This window comes from Salipaludibacillus agaradhaerens (genome assembly GCF_002019735.1).
GTDB classification, from domain to species: domain Bacteria; phylum Bacillota; class Bacilli; order Bacillales; family Salisediminibacteriaceae; genus Salipaludibacillus; species Salipaludibacillus agaradhaerens.
This window is the reverse complement of record NZ_KV917378.1, coordinates 3,944,417-3,960,358: the sequence shown is the minus strand read 5'-3', so window position 1 is coordinate 3,960,358 and position 15,942 is coordinate 3,944,417. Positions and strand designations below refer to the sequence as shown.

Annotated in this window: 14 protein-coding genes; 3 read left to right on the top strand and 11 right to left on the bottom strand. The window is 38.4% G+C overall.

What is annotated here, in order from left to right; all coding sequences use genetic code 11:
• Nucleotides 1-462: 462 nt before the first annotated feature.
• Nucleotides 463-2,628 carry a cell division FtsA domain-containing protein gene (locus BK581_RS18160; protein WP_078579494.1) on the top strand — a complete coding sequence of 722 codons (2,166 nt, stop codon included), beginning with the start codon at nt 463-465 and terminating at the stop codon, nt 2,626-2,628.
• 310 nt (nt 2,629-2,938) lie between these two features.
• On the opposite strand, the gene ytxJ is transcribed toward BK581_RS18160, so the two are convergent.
• The 3 genes from ytxJ to BK581_RS18145 are packed head-to-tail and all read right to left on the bottom strand — an operon-like array spanning nt 2,939 to nt 4,234.
• Entirely contained in the window at nt 2,939-3,268 is a 330-nt protein-coding gene (ytxJ, locus tag BK581_RS18155; RefSeq protein WP_078579493.1) for a bacillithiol system redox-active protein YtxJ, read from the bottom strand.
• A 17-nt stretch (nt 3,269-3,285) separates the two neighbouring features.
• The gene (locus tag BK581_RS18150) at nt 3,286-3,750 is read right to left on the bottom strand and encodes a YtxH domain-containing protein (RefSeq protein ID WP_078579492.1); all 465 of its coding nucleotides are present in this window, start codon (nt 3,748-3,750) and stop codon (nt 3,286-3,288) included.
• Between the two features lie 25 nt (nt 3,751-3,775).
• Entirely contained in the window at nt 3,776-4,234 is a 459-nt protein-coding gene (locus BK581_RS18145) for a DUF948 domain-containing protein (protein WP_078579491.1), read from the bottom strand.
• Nucleotides 4,235-4,414: 180 nt separating this feature from the next.
• On the opposite strand from BK581_RS18145, the gene BK581_RS18140 reads away from it, so the two are divergent.
• Complete coding sequence (locus tag BK581_RS18140; protein ID WP_078579490.1) at nt 4,415-5,530, top strand: aminopeptidase; 1,116 nt, start codon at nt 4,415-4,417, stop codon at nt 5,528-5,530.
• Between the two features lie 94 nt (nt 5,531-5,624).
• Here BK581_RS18140 and murC read toward each other — a convergent pair whose 3' ends face one another.
• The 8 genes from murC to BK581_RS18100 form a co-directional block, all read right to left on the bottom strand.
• Entirely contained in the window at nt 5,625-6,935 is a 1,311-nt protein-coding gene (gene murC, locus BK581_RS18135) for a UDP-N-acetylmuramate--L-alanine ligase (RefSeq protein WP_078579489.1), read from the bottom strand.
• Nucleotides 6,936-7,267: 332 nt separating this feature from the next.
• The gene (locus BK581_RS18130; protein ID WP_078579488.1) at nt 7,268-7,936 is read right to left on the bottom strand and encodes a hypothetical protein; all 669 of its coding nucleotides are present in this window, start codon (nt 7,934-7,936) and stop codon (nt 7,268-7,270) included.
• 525 nt (nt 7,937-8,461) lie between these two features.
• A complete protein-coding gene (locus tag BK581_RS18125) occupies nt 8,462-9,568 on the bottom strand; it encodes a nicotinate phosphoribosyltransferase (RefSeq protein ID WP_078579487.1) in 1,107 nt (368 codons plus the stop codon).
• Nucleotides 9,569-9,602: 34 nt separating this feature from the next.
• Nucleotides 9,603-9,791: a hypothetical protein gene (locus BK581_RS18120; protein ID WP_078579486.1), complete on the bottom strand. Its 189-nt coding sequence runs from the start codon at nt 9,789-9,791 to the stop codon at nt 9,603-9,605.
• A gap of 186 nt (nt 9,792-9,977) precedes the next feature.
• Nucleotides 9,978-12,344 carry a DNA translocase FtsK gene (locus BK581_RS18115; RefSeq protein ID WP_245829150.1) on the bottom strand — a complete coding sequence of 789 codons (2,367 nt, stop codon included), beginning with the start codon at nt 12,342-12,344 and terminating at the stop codon, nt 9,978-9,980.
• 111 nt (nt 12,345-12,455) lie between these two features.
• The gene (locus BK581_RS18110) at nt 12,456-13,265 is read right to left on the bottom strand and encodes a DUF1444 family protein (RefSeq protein WP_078579485.1); all 810 of its coding nucleotides are present in this window, start codon (nt 13,263-13,265) and stop codon (nt 12,456-12,458) included.
• A gap of 425 nt (nt 13,266-13,690) precedes the next feature.
• Nucleotides 13,691-14,011, bottom strand: coding sequence for a thioredoxin family protein (locus BK581_RS18105; protein ID WP_078579484.1), 321 nt, complete (start codon nt 14,009-14,011; stop codon nt 13,691-13,693).
• A 13-nt stretch (nt 14,012-14,024) separates the two neighbouring features.
• Nucleotides 14,025-15,047, bottom strand: a complete 1,023-nt coding sequence (locus tag BK581_RS18100) for a PTS transporter subunit IIC (protein ID WP_078579483.1) — start codon at nt 15,045-15,047, stop codon at nt 14,025-14,027.
• Nucleotides 15,048-15,343: 296 nt separating this feature from the next.
• On the opposite strand from BK581_RS18100, the gene BK581_RS18095 reads away from it, so the two are divergent.
• Nucleotides 15,344-15,790, top strand: coding sequence for a YtoQ family protein (locus BK581_RS18095; RefSeq protein ID WP_078579482.1), 447 nt, complete (start codon nt 15,344-15,346; stop codon nt 15,788-15,790).
• Nucleotides 15,791-15,942 lie beyond the last annotated feature (152 nt).

The window sequence follows — 15,942 nt, the reverse complement described above, 5'->3', positions numbered from 1 at the left end:
TTTTAAGCATTAAAGTGATTGTGAGGTTAAAAAATGTTGCTATACCAACCATTAAACAATTTCATGTATAATAAAAAATAACACAATGAGAGACATTTAGACAGTTAATTTACTTATTTACGATAGGGTACTTCCTTTTAAGTCATTTTATAATGAGATTTTTGGCATGATACTTATACTAACTACACAAAAAACTCATTGTAATGGTGATAAATCGAACGCATTATACTGAAATAAGCCCTCAATTTGATTCCTAATTAGTATTAAGCGTAAAATGCTCATTTATTAATTGACAATAAGCGACTATTCTTAAGAGGAAGCCTAACGATTTTCTATTTTCTATCGTTCAATCACTATTTACGAGCTATTTCTCTTATTCAGGCTTTATATGTCCAAGCTGTTTAATTGCAATCAGTATTTTTAATGAATAAAGCATATCATTTTATACGAGGTGAATTGTATATGAAAGAGGCTTCATCTAACCTTATTTTTGGTCTCGATATTGGCACCCGTTCTGTGGTTGGCCTCATGCTTGAGAAAAGAGATCAAGGATACCATGTTTTAGACGTTTACTCAATTGAACATGATGAGCGATCCATGCTTGATGGTCAAATACATAATGTTCTCGCTGTATCAGAGAAAATTCTTCAGGTGAAAGAACATTTAGAAGCAACCCATGGTAAATTAAAAAAGGTATGCGTCGCAGCTGCTGGGCGTTCTTTAAAGACGAAGCGCGCACTTGTAGAAAGGGACATACTCGGAAAACCAATTTTTGATCGGCCCTCCTTACTCCATCTCGAATTAAGCGCTGTCCAAAAAGCGCAATTTGAATTAGCTAATGAAAATGCTGACAGTAGGCAAAAAATAAATGATTACTGTGTCGGTTACTCAGTTATTAATTACTGCTTAGATGGTGAAGTGATTGGTAGTTTACTCGACCAACGTGGAGAAAAGGTATCAATTGAAGTTATTGCAACTTTTCTACCTAAAGTTGTTGTAGAATCTTTAATTTCAGCATTGCAGCGTGCCGACCTTGAATTAGAAGCATTAACTTTAGAACCTATTGCAGCCATAAATGTCCTTATTCCTTCCTCTATGAGACGGCTTAATGTCGCCTTAGTAGATATAGGAGCGGGAACCTCAGACATTGCGATTACTGACTTAGGTACTGTTACAGCATATGGGATGGTCCCGAATGCTGGAGACGAAATTACAGAAGCCTTGAGTGATCACTTTTTATTAGACTTCCCTGATGCGGAAAATATTAAGCGACAGCTATCTAGTCACGATGAGTTAATGATGACCGATATTTTAGGGCTAGAAACATCATTCTCTCGTGACGAGATTATTAAGCCCATTGAAGGTGCTATCAATCATTTAGCCGATCAAATAGCAAGGGAAGTCTTAAAGCTAAACGGTAAAGCACCAAAGGCTGTCATGCTTGTTGGAGGAGGTAGTATGACACCTCATTTACCAGAGAAGATTGCTGAGCGACTGGAACTTCCTGAAAACCGTGTGGCCATTAGGGGGATTGATGCTATTAAAAAGCTCACGTTTGAAAAAGAATATGATGCAACACCAGAGCTTGTCACGCCTATTGGTATTGCCATTGCAGCAAAAGAAAGTCCAGTAGAATACATTAGTATTCAAGTGAACGATGAAAGCGTGCGTTTATTCGATATTAAAAAGCTGACAGTAGGAGACGGACTCCTATCTAGCGGGCTTGAATTACCAAAGCTTTATGGTAAACCGGGAATGGCCATCATGGTAAAAGTAAACGGCCGAGTTGTATCGATTCCTGGCATGCATGGTACACCACCACTATTAAAAAAGAACGGCGTTCCAACTGAACTTGATGCGCCATTAATTCATGGCGATCATATTGAAGTAGAAAGAGGGTCAAATGGCCAAGATGCTTCAGCAACTATTCAAGATGTTGTAGATCAACCTCCTGAACTGACTATCATATTTAATGGGGAGGAAAAGCGCCTTTCACCTCGGTTAATTAAAAATGGAGAAGAGACAGCCTTTAATGCATCATTGAAAGACCGCGATACGATTGTCTGTCAACTCCCTGAAACGGTTGAGGACGTCTTGCCTCTCCTTCATATAGCTAGAGAACAAGTCATATCACAGCGCATGAAAGTAACACTTAATGGACAGCCTATGTCTTTTGAAACAACTGAATCAGCACTTCTCCTTAACGGTAAAAGTGTCTCACTAAAAGCTCCTATTCAGCAGGGTGATCGATTAGATATCGTAAAAAAAGACGACGCTCCACCTACAATAAAAGATGTATTATCTCATAATTACGATACAGTCACTAGAGAGCTCATCGTCACATTTAATGGGAAACCCGTTTATCTCGAGAAAGAGCTATATGACTGTTACATTAATAAAGATAAAGTGACCGTTGATTCCAAAATAAAGCACGGGGACTCTTTGGAGATTAAAAAAAAGACTGTAACGCCTTTTATTTTCCAAGATGTGTTCACTAAAGTGAAGATACAACGCCCCGAAAAAGAAGAACGGAAAAAACCCGTTATTTTAAGAAACGATGAAGAAACCTCATTCTCTAGCGAGATTCATCATGGTGATGTTTTACAATTAAAATGGGTTGATGCTTAATAAAGCTAAGCTTTAATCAGTGGCATTTTTTGCTTCCCCAACTGATGCTAGTTGAGTGATTCAGGACATGAGCGGCTGTTAGCTCCCGCCTAAATAAATGTCGCTCTCCTCTTTCCTGACGGTTATCTGTGATAATTGTACGTCAAAATACGTAAAAATGACCTCATCCGTTCAAGATTGAGGTCATTTTTGTAATGGATTTACAGCCATAATTACTACTTTGTTAATTGTTCTGTAAGAATGTCACTCTCGGTCAACTTGGAAGGCATGCCTTATCCCCAGTTAATTGATGAATTCGAATACTAATGGTTCAGCTAAATTCAGCCACTGCTTCTTCAGCATTCTTACCTGTCACATTCCAATGAGACGTATTCCATACAGCCTTGCCTTGTTTAAATAAAATGAGTTGCGGGGATTCATGCTTAATACCGAAATCCTCAGCTACTTTATTTGAGACATCACGCAACTCCTGTACGTTTAAATAAAAAACAGGAAGTGTCTCATTTGCTTTAGCGTACGTTTCCATCTCTTGAAAAGCATCACTGCTAACCGGGCATGTCGTGCTGTTTTTCAGCAAGAAAAACGTCTCTTCATTTGTAAGTAATTGTGTAAGTTCAGTGCTATCAGTCAATTTATTCATCGCTGGCGTCATCCTCCTTAATGCTGTTGCCCATCTTGCTTTGCTTTCTTTTCCTGCTCTTTTTGCTCCACTTCTTTAACAAGTTGTTCAACAGAGCGTTGTAAATCTTCTACTTCTTGTCTAACAGAAGCAGCAATATCCTCGCTGATACCATTCAAATCATCCGCTAAGTAGTCAGCTGATTCAGATAAAGTCTGCATATCTTTTCTAACAGACAGCGCTAATTTTTTCACTTTATCAATAAGTTGTGTTGATTGATCTGTCACACTTCTTGCAGCTGTTGAAGCCATTGTGCTTCCTTTCTCAACTGCCTGATTGGTCCAGTCAGATGTTTTATCCTTAGCGGCTCTTGCTTGCTCATTAATATCTTGACGTAATTCTCTCCCTGATTTAGGGGCAAATAAAAATGCTGCTGAAGCACCAACAATCCCACCTATTAAAGTACCAATTAAAAAATCTTTTGTGTTCATTTTATCACTCATAATAATTCCTCCCTCATATTATTCCTTATTCACCACGTGAGGTAACAGTGCTCTCTGCTTTTGCTGCTTTCTCCGCTTTCTTAGCCTGCCATTTTGACCAAAACTCTAATATGACATTTCCCCATTTGACAGCTTGCGCGACCTGTTCAGATTGTTCATCTGCTTGCTTAGAAACAGCATAGGATACTTTTTTAACTGATTGATTGACGTGTTGAAAAGTTTGCCCCAAGTCTTCTGCTGCATCAAACACACTATTCAACGAATTTGACTTATGTTGTATATCATCAGCTAGACGATTTGTTTTATGTAATAATTGTTCAGTTTCTTTCTTAACACCTTCCATCTCCCCTTTTAAATCTTCAACAGTTGCATAGATATTCACCATTGTTTTTTTTATCGAGATGAAGATGCTAATTGAATAAATAACAAATAACACAAATGCCACAGCAATGACCGCTACACTTACACTCATTAACCATTCCATGTCTGACACCTCCCAATTATGCCGTTTTTCTTCATTGTACCGTAAACTGTCATACCTCCACAAGATCAGGTCACCTTCCTAATAAAACGAACCTTCCCTCCGTTACGTTTCTCGCTTCTTTTTTATCATCCGTGTAAAATAGAAGGGTAATGATCATTTCACTTTTAAAGGAGGCCAAACATGCGAGATCCTCGTATAACAACTTTAGCAAAAAATCTTATTCGTTACTCAATCAATTTACAGAAAGGAGAAAAAATCCTTATCGAAAATTTTGGCGTGCAAAAAGAATTAGTTCAAGCCCTTGTGGAAGAGGCTTACGCCGCCGAAGCTATTCCTTTCGTTTCCCTGAAAGAGCATGAAATAAACCGCTACTTGATTAAAGGTGCTTCAAATATCCAGCAAAAGATGACTGCTGATTTTGAATCTTACGTCATGAAACAGATGGATGCATACATCGGCTTAAGGGCTGGAAACAATATAAACGAATTATCCGATGTCCCATCAGAAAAGATGAGCCTTCACGAGCAAACAGTCGGAACAGAGGTCCATAGAAAAATTAGAGTACCGCATACCAAATGGGTTGTCCTTCGCTATCCTAGTCATTCTATGGCCCAATTAGCGCAGATGAGTACAGAAGGTTTCGAGGATTTTTATTTTAATGTATGTAATTTGGATTACGCCAAAATGGATAAAGCAATGGACTCCCTCGTGAAACGAATGACTCGTACAGATCACGTACATATTACAGGTGAAGGCACAGACTTACATTTTTCTATAAAAGAGATGCCAGCTATAAAGTGTGCGGGTAAATTAAATATACCAGACGGAGAAGTTTATACAGCCCCTGTCAAGGATTCTGTAAATGGTACCATTACGTATAATACAGCATCGCCTTATCAAGGTACGACATTTGAAAATATCTCATTCACATTTGAGCAAGGTAAAATAATTGAAGCCACATCTAATCACCCTAAAAAAATTAATGATATCTTAAACACAGATGAAGGAGCACGTTATATTGGTGAATTCGCCATCGGAGTGAACCCTTATATTTTACACCCGATGCAAGACATTTTATTTGATGAAAAAATCGATGGTAGCTTTCACTTCACCCCTGGACAAGCATACGACAATGCTTATAACCACAATGATTCAGCTATCCATTGGGATATTGTCACGATTCAGCGACCTGAATATGGTGGTGGAAGCATTTATTTTGATGGTGAATTGATCCGTAAAGATGGGCGCTTTGTTACAGAGGACTTACAAGAGTTAAATCCAGAAAACTTAAAGTAAAAGTCTATTACTTTCGTATTATTTAATAATCCTCGTTTGTTTTAATTATAAAAAATCTGTTGTGTTCATTCACAACAGATTTTTTGACCTTCCCCTATTTCACTCGTTTTTCTAACGTTTGTTCGTATGCCTTCTGGAATTTTTGTACATCTCCAGCTCCCATAAAAATAATGACACTGTTTTCATGTGTCTGCAAGACATCTGTTTTTTCTTCATGAATAATCTCACAGCCTGAAATTTTATCTTGTAGATCGTGAATAGTTAATTCCCCATTATTTTCACGAGCAGATGAGAAAATATCACATAAATAAACACGATCAGCCGCCGATAAACTAGACGCAAACTCATCAAGAAATGCTTGCGTTCGAGAAAAAGTATGAGGTTGAAAAACAGCCACAACTTCCTTCTCAGGATATTTTTTATGCGCAGCTTCTATTGTGGCTGAAATTTCAGTTGGATGATGGGCATAATCATCAATGAGGATTTGATTTCCCAGCTCTTTTTCACTAAAACGACGTTTTACCCCTTGAAATGTTTTTAACTGTTTCTGGACAGTAGCCAGCTCAATATTTTCGTAATCACAGAGAGTAATGACAGCTAAAGCATTCAACACATTATGATCCCCATATCCTGGAATCGAAAATGACCCATAAAAGGAACTACGAACATAAACATCAAAATGAGTCCCTTCAGCATCTGACTGAATATCCTTGGCATAAAAATCATTATCTTCGGTTAATCCATAATATAGTACTGGCACTTGGGCATTGAGACGTTGTAAATATACGTCGTCACCACATGCAATCAATGCTTTCTTAACTTGCATAGCCATGCTTTGAAACGCCTCAAAAACATCCTCAACATTTTTAAAATAGTCAGGATGATCAAAGTCAATATTTGTCATAATCGCATAGTCAGGATGATAATTTAAAAAATGTCTTCGATACTCACAGGCTTCAAAAACAAAATACTCACTGTTTTCTTCACCTTTCCCTGTCCCATCACCTATTAAATAGGATGTAGGGCGAGCTTCACCTATCACATGGGAAAGCAGTCCCGTTGTCGATGTTTTTCCGTGCGAACCTGTAACTGCAACACTTGTAAAGTTTTGAATAAATTCCCCTAAAAAGTGTGGATAGTAATGAATTTTCATGTTTTTTTCTTTTGCTGCCTGTATTTCAGCATTCTCGTCGTTATAGGCTGGAGAAGCAATAATCGTTTGCTCTTCATGAATATTCGCTTTCTCAAAAGGATATATTGGAATCCCTTTACTCTCTAAAGGTTTTTGTGTAAAGAAGATTTTGTTGACATCTGACCCTTGGACATGATGTTTCATGTCAGATAATATTTGTGCCAACGCACTCATGCCAGAGCCTTTTATTCCAATAAAATGATATGCTGTCATCGTTGAACCTCCACGATTTAATTAAAGTACGACTAATTTTAATGCGCTTTTTTCAAATCATATTTATTTATAAAAAAAGTTAGTCACAACAAGATTTAGATTTGGTCATAAACATATTTAAGGTTTATTATCCTATTTTTTCCCCTTGGACGCTACACTATTATAGCAGAAAAAAAAGCGGCTCACCATGACGCAATGGTCTTGATAATTTAACAGGATCTTGCTTCAATAGATGCTTATTGTGAAGTAAAGGTACTCTTTTAGTTAATAAAGAGAGACTTTAATTTAAGTATATGTGATTATAACCTATTTCATTGTTATTTTTATGATGTTTACGTTTTTTTTCTATATTTTAGCATGTCAATACCATATTCTTTAAAGTATCGGCGCCAAACATGGTATCCTTGATCATGTACATCTTTAAATATACCCGCTACTTCCGATTCAAAAGAAGGATCTATAACAATGGATGGACCAATTATTTTTCTTTCAAATCCAATCGTTGCGGTACGTATGAGCGCTAATTGTTCAGGTCTCACATCCACACTAAAAAGAAATGGGGAAGCCTGAAAAAGATCTGTATTATCACCGAATAATGTATCGTACGTGACCACTTCTTTTTCCACATCGATCACTTTCACAGGTTCAAAATGCACAAGCATTAAAATACCACTAAGCTCGAGCATCTCTTTAGACATTTTTTCTTGTTTGGTTCGTACGAATATATCAAACAGCCTGGAGCCTGCGACCGTTACATAATCTAATAATAGCCAATGTTCTAAATGGACTTGTAAATCATTATCTAATACTTCTTCTTTATTCAGGTCGAGTTTATGTCTAAATAATTGTTTGGCACGGACCTTTTCCCGAAGATTCGTTTCCGTTTGAAGATAAATAAACATCCATTCATATAAATCCGCAAAAATATCATTTATTTTTTTTTGTTTTTGCGCTTTTATTTTTTGAAGATCGATTAAAAATTCCGCTCTTCTGCCGTTCATCTCCAATAACCCCTTTGAGAAGTAAAACTTATTTATTAAGTAAAGCATAAGTGACACAACGTATCACCCGCTTCACACCATTTTCAGGAACTATCATTTTCCGCATTAATAATGCTGCTATTTTCCTTCTGACAATGCCTCAGTTCCTTTAGATGAACAGGTGCTAGTTTGAAAGTTGACATAGTAATTGCATAATAAAACGATCTTCAATCAGTGGGTGTTTCCGTTTCACGCCCACTGATTGGTAGATGAGCGAATCAGAACTTTACTGGCCGTTAGAACCCATCTAAATAATGTCGCTCTCCGCTTGAGTTTGGAGCAGGGAGATTTACAGACGGTTCTCTGTGATAAACATACCTCTTTAGAAATATTATATCAAAAATAACACTCATTTTATTGAGGTAAGCATCAGCTTATCTGAATTTATCCGTTAAGAAAAAGCTGTTCATTCATCCACAATGAACAGCTTTTATGTTCCCTTACAGCACTATTTGATCATCATTCATAAGTTACGAACTACTTATTTCATTGACCAAATGTAATACGGTTTAAACGAGGATTTTCCCGGAAACGGCGACCTTCCTTAGCTTGATGATCACCATTTAGTTTCACATTGTCCCCTGTGAACCCAATGTGAATTTTAAGTAGACTATTCCCCACACCATACATATCTACAGGTGCTCCCATACGTTCATACCGTTCAATTCGTTCAGCATCAAATCCCCCAGAGGCCACAATCTTCACATGTTGAAATCCTTCATTATCTAGCGCCTCACGAAGGGCGAATAATAACGTGGGATTGACCCCTCTAGGGTCAAATGTGCCGAGAACTTCCGGGTGTCGGGTAAAGTATTTATCAATTAAGTGGTTAGAGGTATCAAGCCTAACCCCTTCTAATTCATCACCAAATTCTCTCGCTACTTTCAGCGAATCTGTAATGACATCATTATTATAATCTACCAGTGCTAATAAATTGTCGTCAGGGTAAGTCTCTTTGTATGCTTTAGTCGCTTCTACTAAATCCCCTTCAAATAACTGAATGAGTGCGTGAGGCATCGTACCCATGCCTCGCTTCCCCCACCATTCATTCATAGCATGTGTTGCTTGAGCTTTAGAACCACCGATATACGCTGCATAACCATCACCTGATTGCATCATAAAATGGTCATCGCGATCACCCATAAATATGATCGGTTTTTCTTTCCCAGCTGACTTTGCTGCTGTAACAACTTCATAAACGTTAGTAGCCACAGAGGTTCTCCTTGCAAAAATACCGTCTATAACACCTTCTAAAAAACCAAAATATTGATAGGGACCCGTTATCGTCATCACTGTTTCAAATGGCTCAACTTTATCGCCGTCTTCAAGTGAATGGATTTCCAGCTCTTCAGGATGCACTGCGAATGTTTCAAGTAGCGCAATGACTTCATCAGTTCCACAAAGAACTGCCTTTTTTTTCTGAAAGAATTGCATCGTGACGATGTTATCTGGTTTATATTTTTCAGCTATTTCTTTTGTTTTTAAAAAATAAACAGCTGAAAACCAACCTTCACTAACACGTTCATCAAATTTAAAAGTTTTGTTTGTTAAACGTTTAATTTTTCCCTGAAGCTTTAAATGAATTTCTTTCATTGATTTTCTCCTTGAAACCCCTCATTATTTTTCGTTAATGATAATAGTATTTTTTAGCATGTTCTTGAATAACGGCTTCCATAATTTCTGCTAAATCTTCAGCATTTAAACGCTGGAGGCCGTCTCTTAATACAATTGATTGGGACCGTTCCTTAGATGTTAATAGGTGAAGCCACTGTGGAGACACATGTTGAACCAAATTTTCCAAAGATATCTGTTGCATACGAACATCCCTCCCTGGTATTAGTTCGATCTCGAGTGAAACGTGATGAACTTAACAATGTTGTTCCGTTCTTACCACCTGAAAAGCCTTTCACGGATCCCTTCATATTCAATTGTCTTATTTAATAACAATTACTAACCATTGTATTAAAAAAGTAGCGGAATGTGTAGTCTTAATTTCGCTCTTTTACCTATTGTCGTCTTTATGGGTATGGTTTGTCAAATAAACCTCTCTCGGTTTGCTTCCTCGTTGTGGCGATACAATCCCACGTGCTTCCATATCATCAATCATACGAGCAGCTCTATTATAGCCAATACGAAAACGTCGTTGAATCAATGAAGCAGAAGCAGCTTGTTGTTCCACAACAAAATCGCACACTTCTTCAAATAACGGATCTTCTGTTTCCGCGGCTACTTGCTCTTTCAATTCTGCCTTTTCAAATAAATAACCTGGATGTTGCGAGTGCTTCACATAGTCTACAACACGTTCTATTTCATCATCTGAGACGAACGTTCCTTGAAGTCTAACGGGCTTTGACGTACCACTCTCTAATAAAAGCATGTCCCCTTTTCCAAGCAACTTTTCTGCTCCCCCACCATCGAGAATCGTTCTAGAATCTGCTTGAGAAGATACAGAGAAAGCCACTCTAGTAGGAATATTCGCTTTAATAAGCCCTGTAATAACATCTACAGAAGGACGTTGAGTCGCAACGAGTAAATGGATACCACACGCTCTTGCCTTTTGGGCAATACGGCAGATGGCATCTTCAACATCTTGTGGCGACACCATCATGAGGTCCGCCAACTCATCTACGACAATGAGTATATAAGGCAAGGTATCATCTTCTTGACCACTCTGCTTCATCTTCTTATTATAACGCGCTATATCCCTTGCACCCGCTCTAGCAAACTCTTCATAACGTCTCTCCATTTCTGCTACAGCCCATTTCAAGCTTTCTGTTGCTTCTTTTGGATCATTTATGACTGGGGCTGCCAAATGTGGAACATCATTATAAGGTGCAAGTTCCACGATTTTAGGATCAATTAATAGCAACCGAACATCATCAGGGGATGCTTTATATATTATGCTTGTTAAAATAGAGTTGACACACACACTTTTACCAGACCCAGTGGCCCCAGCAATTAACCCGTGAGGCATCTTTTGTAGATCCATAATGACCGGTTCTCCTGATAACCCTTTTCCCATAGCCACCGCCAATGGTGAAGGATGTTGTTGAAAAATCGAATCGTCAAGCAGCTCTCTCAAAAAAACAGGCTCAGCGTTTTCATTAGGCACCTCGATTCCTATCGTGTTTTTTCCTGGAATCGGCGCCTCAATACGAATTTCTCTCGCTGCCAGACTAAGCTTCAAATCATCTGTTAAATTCACAATTTTACTTACTTTAACACCTGGTTCCGGCTGCACTTCAAAGCGAGTTACCGCAGGCCCCTTTGTAACACCGGTCACTTGAGCTCGAATATGAAAATATTCAAATGTACTATTTAACTGATGTGCCTTTTCATCAAGCCACCAATCGTCATCCCCTGTGTTCACTTTCGTATGGTTGAGCAAATTTAGTGTTGGAAAATCATATGTCGGTTCTTCCCCTTCACCAAGACTACTGACACCATCGGTCGTAACAAGGTGGTTGGGCTCAGGTTGTGATTCACTATCAGTAGCTTTCTTAGCACCCTGTGAAAACGGCTGTTGTGCCATTGGAGGGGCTTTTTCAGTTTCCTGCTTTGATGAATCAGATAACCAATCGCTTTCTTTATCATCACGCTGTAAATCGTTCGACACGGACATAACTGAGTCAGGAATTGACTCACTCCGCGGTTCTGCCATTAAGGCATCGCTACTCTCTTTAACGAACGGTGGATTTTCATTTGTCTCCTTCTTCTCCTCCCTGTGTTTATAAACAGCCTGATGAGTGTTGCTTCTAAGAGAAGAACCCCTCACCTCTGAAGCCTCAAACCCCTTTGTGATATCCTTTGCAGGCTCTTCTTCTCTCTTCTGAATAATTTTATCACGGGCCCCTTCTTTATTAAGGGGAGTTACGCTAACAATAGGTCGTTTCTTACTATCAAACGTAGTAGAGGTCCTTGATTGTCTCTCTCCAAAGCCGTGAACCGGTGACGGTATAGAACGGGCTCTAAAATCATGCCCTTGAAACATTCTTCTTTCTGTCGTATTGTTCCCTTCCTGAGAAACCGTCTCTTGCATCATCATCTTTTTTTGAAAGGGTCTCATCTCAGTACGTCGCTCAGTAGCAGGACGTGAAAATGAGCCACTTGAATTTTTGCTAAACCGAGACGGCCCCTTTTTCTCAGTAGGGGTGTCTTTAATAACAGGAAACCTAAAGCTCCCTTCCGGATATTGACGAAGCACTTTCACATCATGTTGACTTTTTTTGACTGGACGATTTAATGGCTGAGCTCGCTGAATCGACACTGAGCGTTTCTGTTTTTTAGGTTCTGCTACCGATTCATCATCATCTGGAAACATCCACTTTTTTATTTTCGATATAAATCCATTAGAATTTTTATTCGTCATTTTTATCACCTATTTCATCTCTTTACACGTTTGAATAAAAAAGAACCACCTTTGGGCGATTCTTCTTTAATCTTCCTTCTTTCATATTAACTTTTGTAGCGATAAAAATCATCAATCTTTTTTCGTCTCTTGACGTTTTTTCTGAGCTAAAATAAATATTGGTTCTAATTCTCCATTTTCATACATGAATGGTAGCGCTGTAATAGGGAGTCCTCCCTCAGAGAAAAATTGAAACACCATTTGCGCTAAAACATCATATCCTACTTCGTTTTGGATGTCTCCAAAAATAATCACATCATGATGCGGGACCGCCACTGTTAGTTGACCTAATGCTTTTTCATTCATCTCTTTCAATAATGTTTCATTAAGCAGCCTACTAGCTTCGTAACCATCTCCAGTTGTAAGAAAGTAGAATGTATTTCCTGCTACTTTATCTTCTTTCATCTCGTTATTTAACGATCTAATATTAAACAGTGCTGTTTCCTTAATTTCCTCAAATGTTTTTTTCTCTTTTTCTAATGTTTTTTTGTCAATTAATGAATAAGATCCCCCTTGATCCAGTGCATAAAAAATGCGTGTTTCAGCCGTATGGTCACTATAAATTAACTGTCTGCCATCCGGTGTTTCTGTAGGAAAAGATGTGGAACGTATAACCGGGAAAATGTGACGCTCTCTTCCCGATAGTTCTAGCTCTGCCGTTAACAGTCTTAATCCTTCAGTAATCGTATTGATCGTTTCTTGTAAAGCTTTTTCTTTATCTTTTTCAAACTTCGGAGCGAGATTAGCTAAATTGATCGTCACCCCTTTATCAACACGTTTATCAACAATTCGCAGTGTATCTTGTTCCCTATTATAAGATGTTACCCAATTGTTATTAGTTAACTTGCTCTCTATCTCTCTTTTTATTTGAATTGATTTCATTGTTTCGTCCCTCCAGTACACGGCTAGTTTAACACGTGAGCGCACTATTACCAATTGTCTTGCTCATAATTTCATTAAAAAACAGATGTATCTTTTAAAGGTTTAAAGTTTGCTTTCAGTAATGAGATTAATCAACAACATATCTGCTCTAAATACCAACTTAGAAATAGACATGAACAACTAGCTCTAATCGCTTTAGATATTCATGTCTATTCCCACTAACAACTCAATAACTCTACAACAAATTAGGTTTTTTCATATTCTCTATCAAATGCCGTAGCAGCTGTAAAAATAGCACCATTGTCCATATTCTTCCCCACTTCTACCTACCGTACAAGTTAAGTCACATAGACATTTCCAATACAAAATAGACTGTTGAGTACATTATATCTCAACAGTCTATTTATCGCTTACTTTAATGAGTATTATTTCTCTTTAGCTTCACTTAAAAATGCGTCAATTTCTTCCTTCGTTTTTCTATCTTTACTTACAAATCGATGGACTTCTTTTCCGTTTTTGAACACGAGAAAACTCGGGATACCAAATACTTCTAATTCTTGACATAATTCAATAAAGTCATCTCGATTCACTTTATAAAATGCCAAATCACTATGTTTTTCTTCTAACTCAGGCAGCACCGGTTCAATCACAACACAATCAGGGCACCAGCCAGCAGAAAACATTAAAACTGTTCCCTCCCCACCGATTACATCATGATAATGTTCAATAGATGTTAATTCCTTCATTCTATTTACCTCCTTACGATTTGTCGATCGTCATATCACCTAAATTAATTTTATTTAGCCTTCTTAACCATTCTGAGAATACCAAACTAAGGATGGCAGGTGCAAGAAAATGCAACAGAAAAATACTAATTAAAACGCCCAACGAGCTCCCCATAGTATGAATAGTCATGATCTGACCCACAAAGCCACTCGTTCCCATTCCTGCTCCCGCTGGGTTATTTTCCATCATGAAAACAAGCGTAGATATCGGCCCAAGAATAGCCGCCGTCAATGTTGGGGGAATAAGAATATACGGATTTTTAATAATGTTGGCGATTTGCAGCATGGATGTACCAATACCAATAGCGAGCAAGCCTGACCACCTATTTTCTCGAAAGCTACTGACAGCAAAGCCGACCATTTGTGCCGCACATCCTACTGTGGCAGCACCTGCAGCAATCCCTTCAAGCTCAAGCATAAAAGCAATGGCTGCACTTGATATAGGGGCTGTGAGGGCAAGCCCCATAAAAACAGCGACTAAAATCCCCATGACAAATGGCTGTTGGTCGGTGGCCCACATGATAAAAAGGCCAAATTGGCTAATAGCCTGACCGATGGGAGGACCGATAAACAAAGCCGTTATCACACCAGTAGCAATCGTTACAAAAGGGGTGACAATGATATCAATTTTTGTTGATTGTGATACTAACTTGCCGATTTCAGTGGAAAGTAATGCAGCAATAAAGCTTCCTGCTGGGCCTGCCATTTCACCTCCAGCAGCCCCACCCACAACAGCCGCAAAAAGGACGAGGCGTGGGGCACCTAATCCATAAGCAACAGCAACCCCTATAGCGGGACCTGATAACCCCATAGCTGTCTCACCCATTTGAATAAGCAGCGCACCACCAGGAATATCACCTAACTGCGTTCCAAGTGTCTCCATGATTAATCCGATAATTAACGAAGAGAACAACCCTAAGGCCATATAACTTAATGCTTTTATCACATAATTATGAAAAGAGGGTTCAACCCCTTTCCGCTTTAAAAATTCTTTCATCTCAAACTCCTTTTCAGAATACAAATCTCTCTATTAGAATGACTGACTATACCGAATCAAACCTGCGTTCTTCGTCACATTAGCCTAATGCTTTCAGTTATTGAGCACGATAGTTGGACTTATTCACTTTCCATACGCATACCATCAACCCATTATATCCATTAGACATCATATCATATGTGCTACACCATTTTTTTAATGACATAATCTCATAACCTTGATTGAAAATGGTTTTTATTTTATTATGCAGGAAAAGGCGACTCTTGAGTCACCAACTATTAAGGAGGTTAAAACATATGGAACTCATCGTCTATTTGGCTGGACAAATTCATGATGATTGGCGCAAAACATTAAAAGATAAAGCTTCCGAAAAAAAACTCCCAATCACATTTGTGGGTCCGATGGAAAACCACGACCGCTCAGATAATATTGGCGAGGAAATTCTCGGACAGCAGCCAAATCCTATTTTAAAAGATGAAGCTGCTTCAAAAATGAATAACTTACGGACTCGTGTCCTAATGGAAAAATCAGATATTGTGATTGCTCTCTTCGGAGAAAAATATAAACAATGGAACAGTGCTGCAGATGCTGCGTCCGCCGTTGCTTTAAATAAGCCGCTCATTCTAGTCAGACCAGCCGAACTTCATCATCCACTCAAAGAGTTATCTGAAAAAGCACAAGTAACCGTAGAGACGATCGACCAAGCCTTACACACATTAGCTTATATTTTTGATAATGACTAACATTAAGAAAGGGAGCTGACCTTTTTCTCAGCTCCTGTTTATTCAAATTTTTCTCTCACCTAGCATGGATGGACGGCACTTCGCTTATAACGAGAAGTCATAACCTCCAACCATATAAAGTGCGTTACGCCACATTAAATAAACTATATAGA

Bases quoted from the DNA above. Each gene is read 5' to 3' on its own strand.
- BK581_RS18160 (WP_078579494.1), top strand. From the start codon at position 463: ATGAAAGAGGCTTCATCTAACCTTATTTTTGGTCTCGATATTGGCACC.
- ytxJ (WP_078579493.1), bottom strand. From the start codon at position 3,268: ATGAATAAATTGACTGATAGCACTGAACTTACACAATTACTTACAAAT.
- BK581_RS18150 (WP_078579492.1), bottom strand. From the start codon at position 3,750: ATGAGTGATAAAATGAACACAAAAGATTTTTTAATTGGTACTTTAATA.
- BK581_RS18145 (WP_078579491.1), bottom strand. From the start codon at position 4,234: ATGGAATGGTTAATGAGTGTAAGTGTAGCGGTCATTGCTGTGGCATTT.
- BK581_RS18140 (WP_078579490.1), top strand. From the start codon at position 4,415: ATGCGAGATCCTCGTATAACAACTTTAGCAAAAAATCTTATTCGTTAC.
- murC (WP_078579489.1), bottom strand. From the start codon at position 6,935: ATGACAGCATATCATTTTATTGGAATAAAAGGCTCTGGCATGAGTGCG.
- BK581_RS18130 (WP_078579488.1), bottom strand. From the start codon at position 7,936: ATGAACGGCAGAAGAGCGGAATTTTTAATCGATCTTCAAAAAATAAAA.
- BK581_RS18125 (WP_078579487.1), bottom strand. From the start codon at position 9,568: ATGAAAGAAATTCATTTAAAGCTTCAGGGAAAAATTAAACGTTTAACA.
- BK581_RS18120 (WP_078579486.1), bottom strand. From the start codon at position 9,791: ATGCAACAGATATCTTTGGAAAATTTGGTTCAACATGTGTCTCCACAG.
- BK581_RS18115 (WP_245829150.1), bottom strand. From the start codon at position 12,344: ATGACGAATAAAAATTCTAATGGATTTATATCGAAAATAAAAAAGTGG.
- BK581_RS18110 (WP_078579485.1), bottom strand. From the start codon at position 13,265: ATGAAATCAATTCAAATAAAAAGAGAGATAGAGAGCAAGTTAACTAAT.
- BK581_RS18105 (WP_078579484.1), bottom strand. From the start codon at position 14,011: ATGAAGGAATTAACATCTATTGAACATTATCATGATGTAATCGGTGGG.
- BK581_RS18100 (WP_078579483.1), bottom strand. From the start codon at position 15,047: ATGAAAGAATTTTTAAAGCGGAAAGGGGTTGAACCCTCTTTTCATAAT.
- BK581_RS18095 (WP_078579482.1), top strand. From the start codon at position 15,344: ATGGAACTCATCGTCTATTTGGCTGGACAAATTCATGATGATTGGCGC.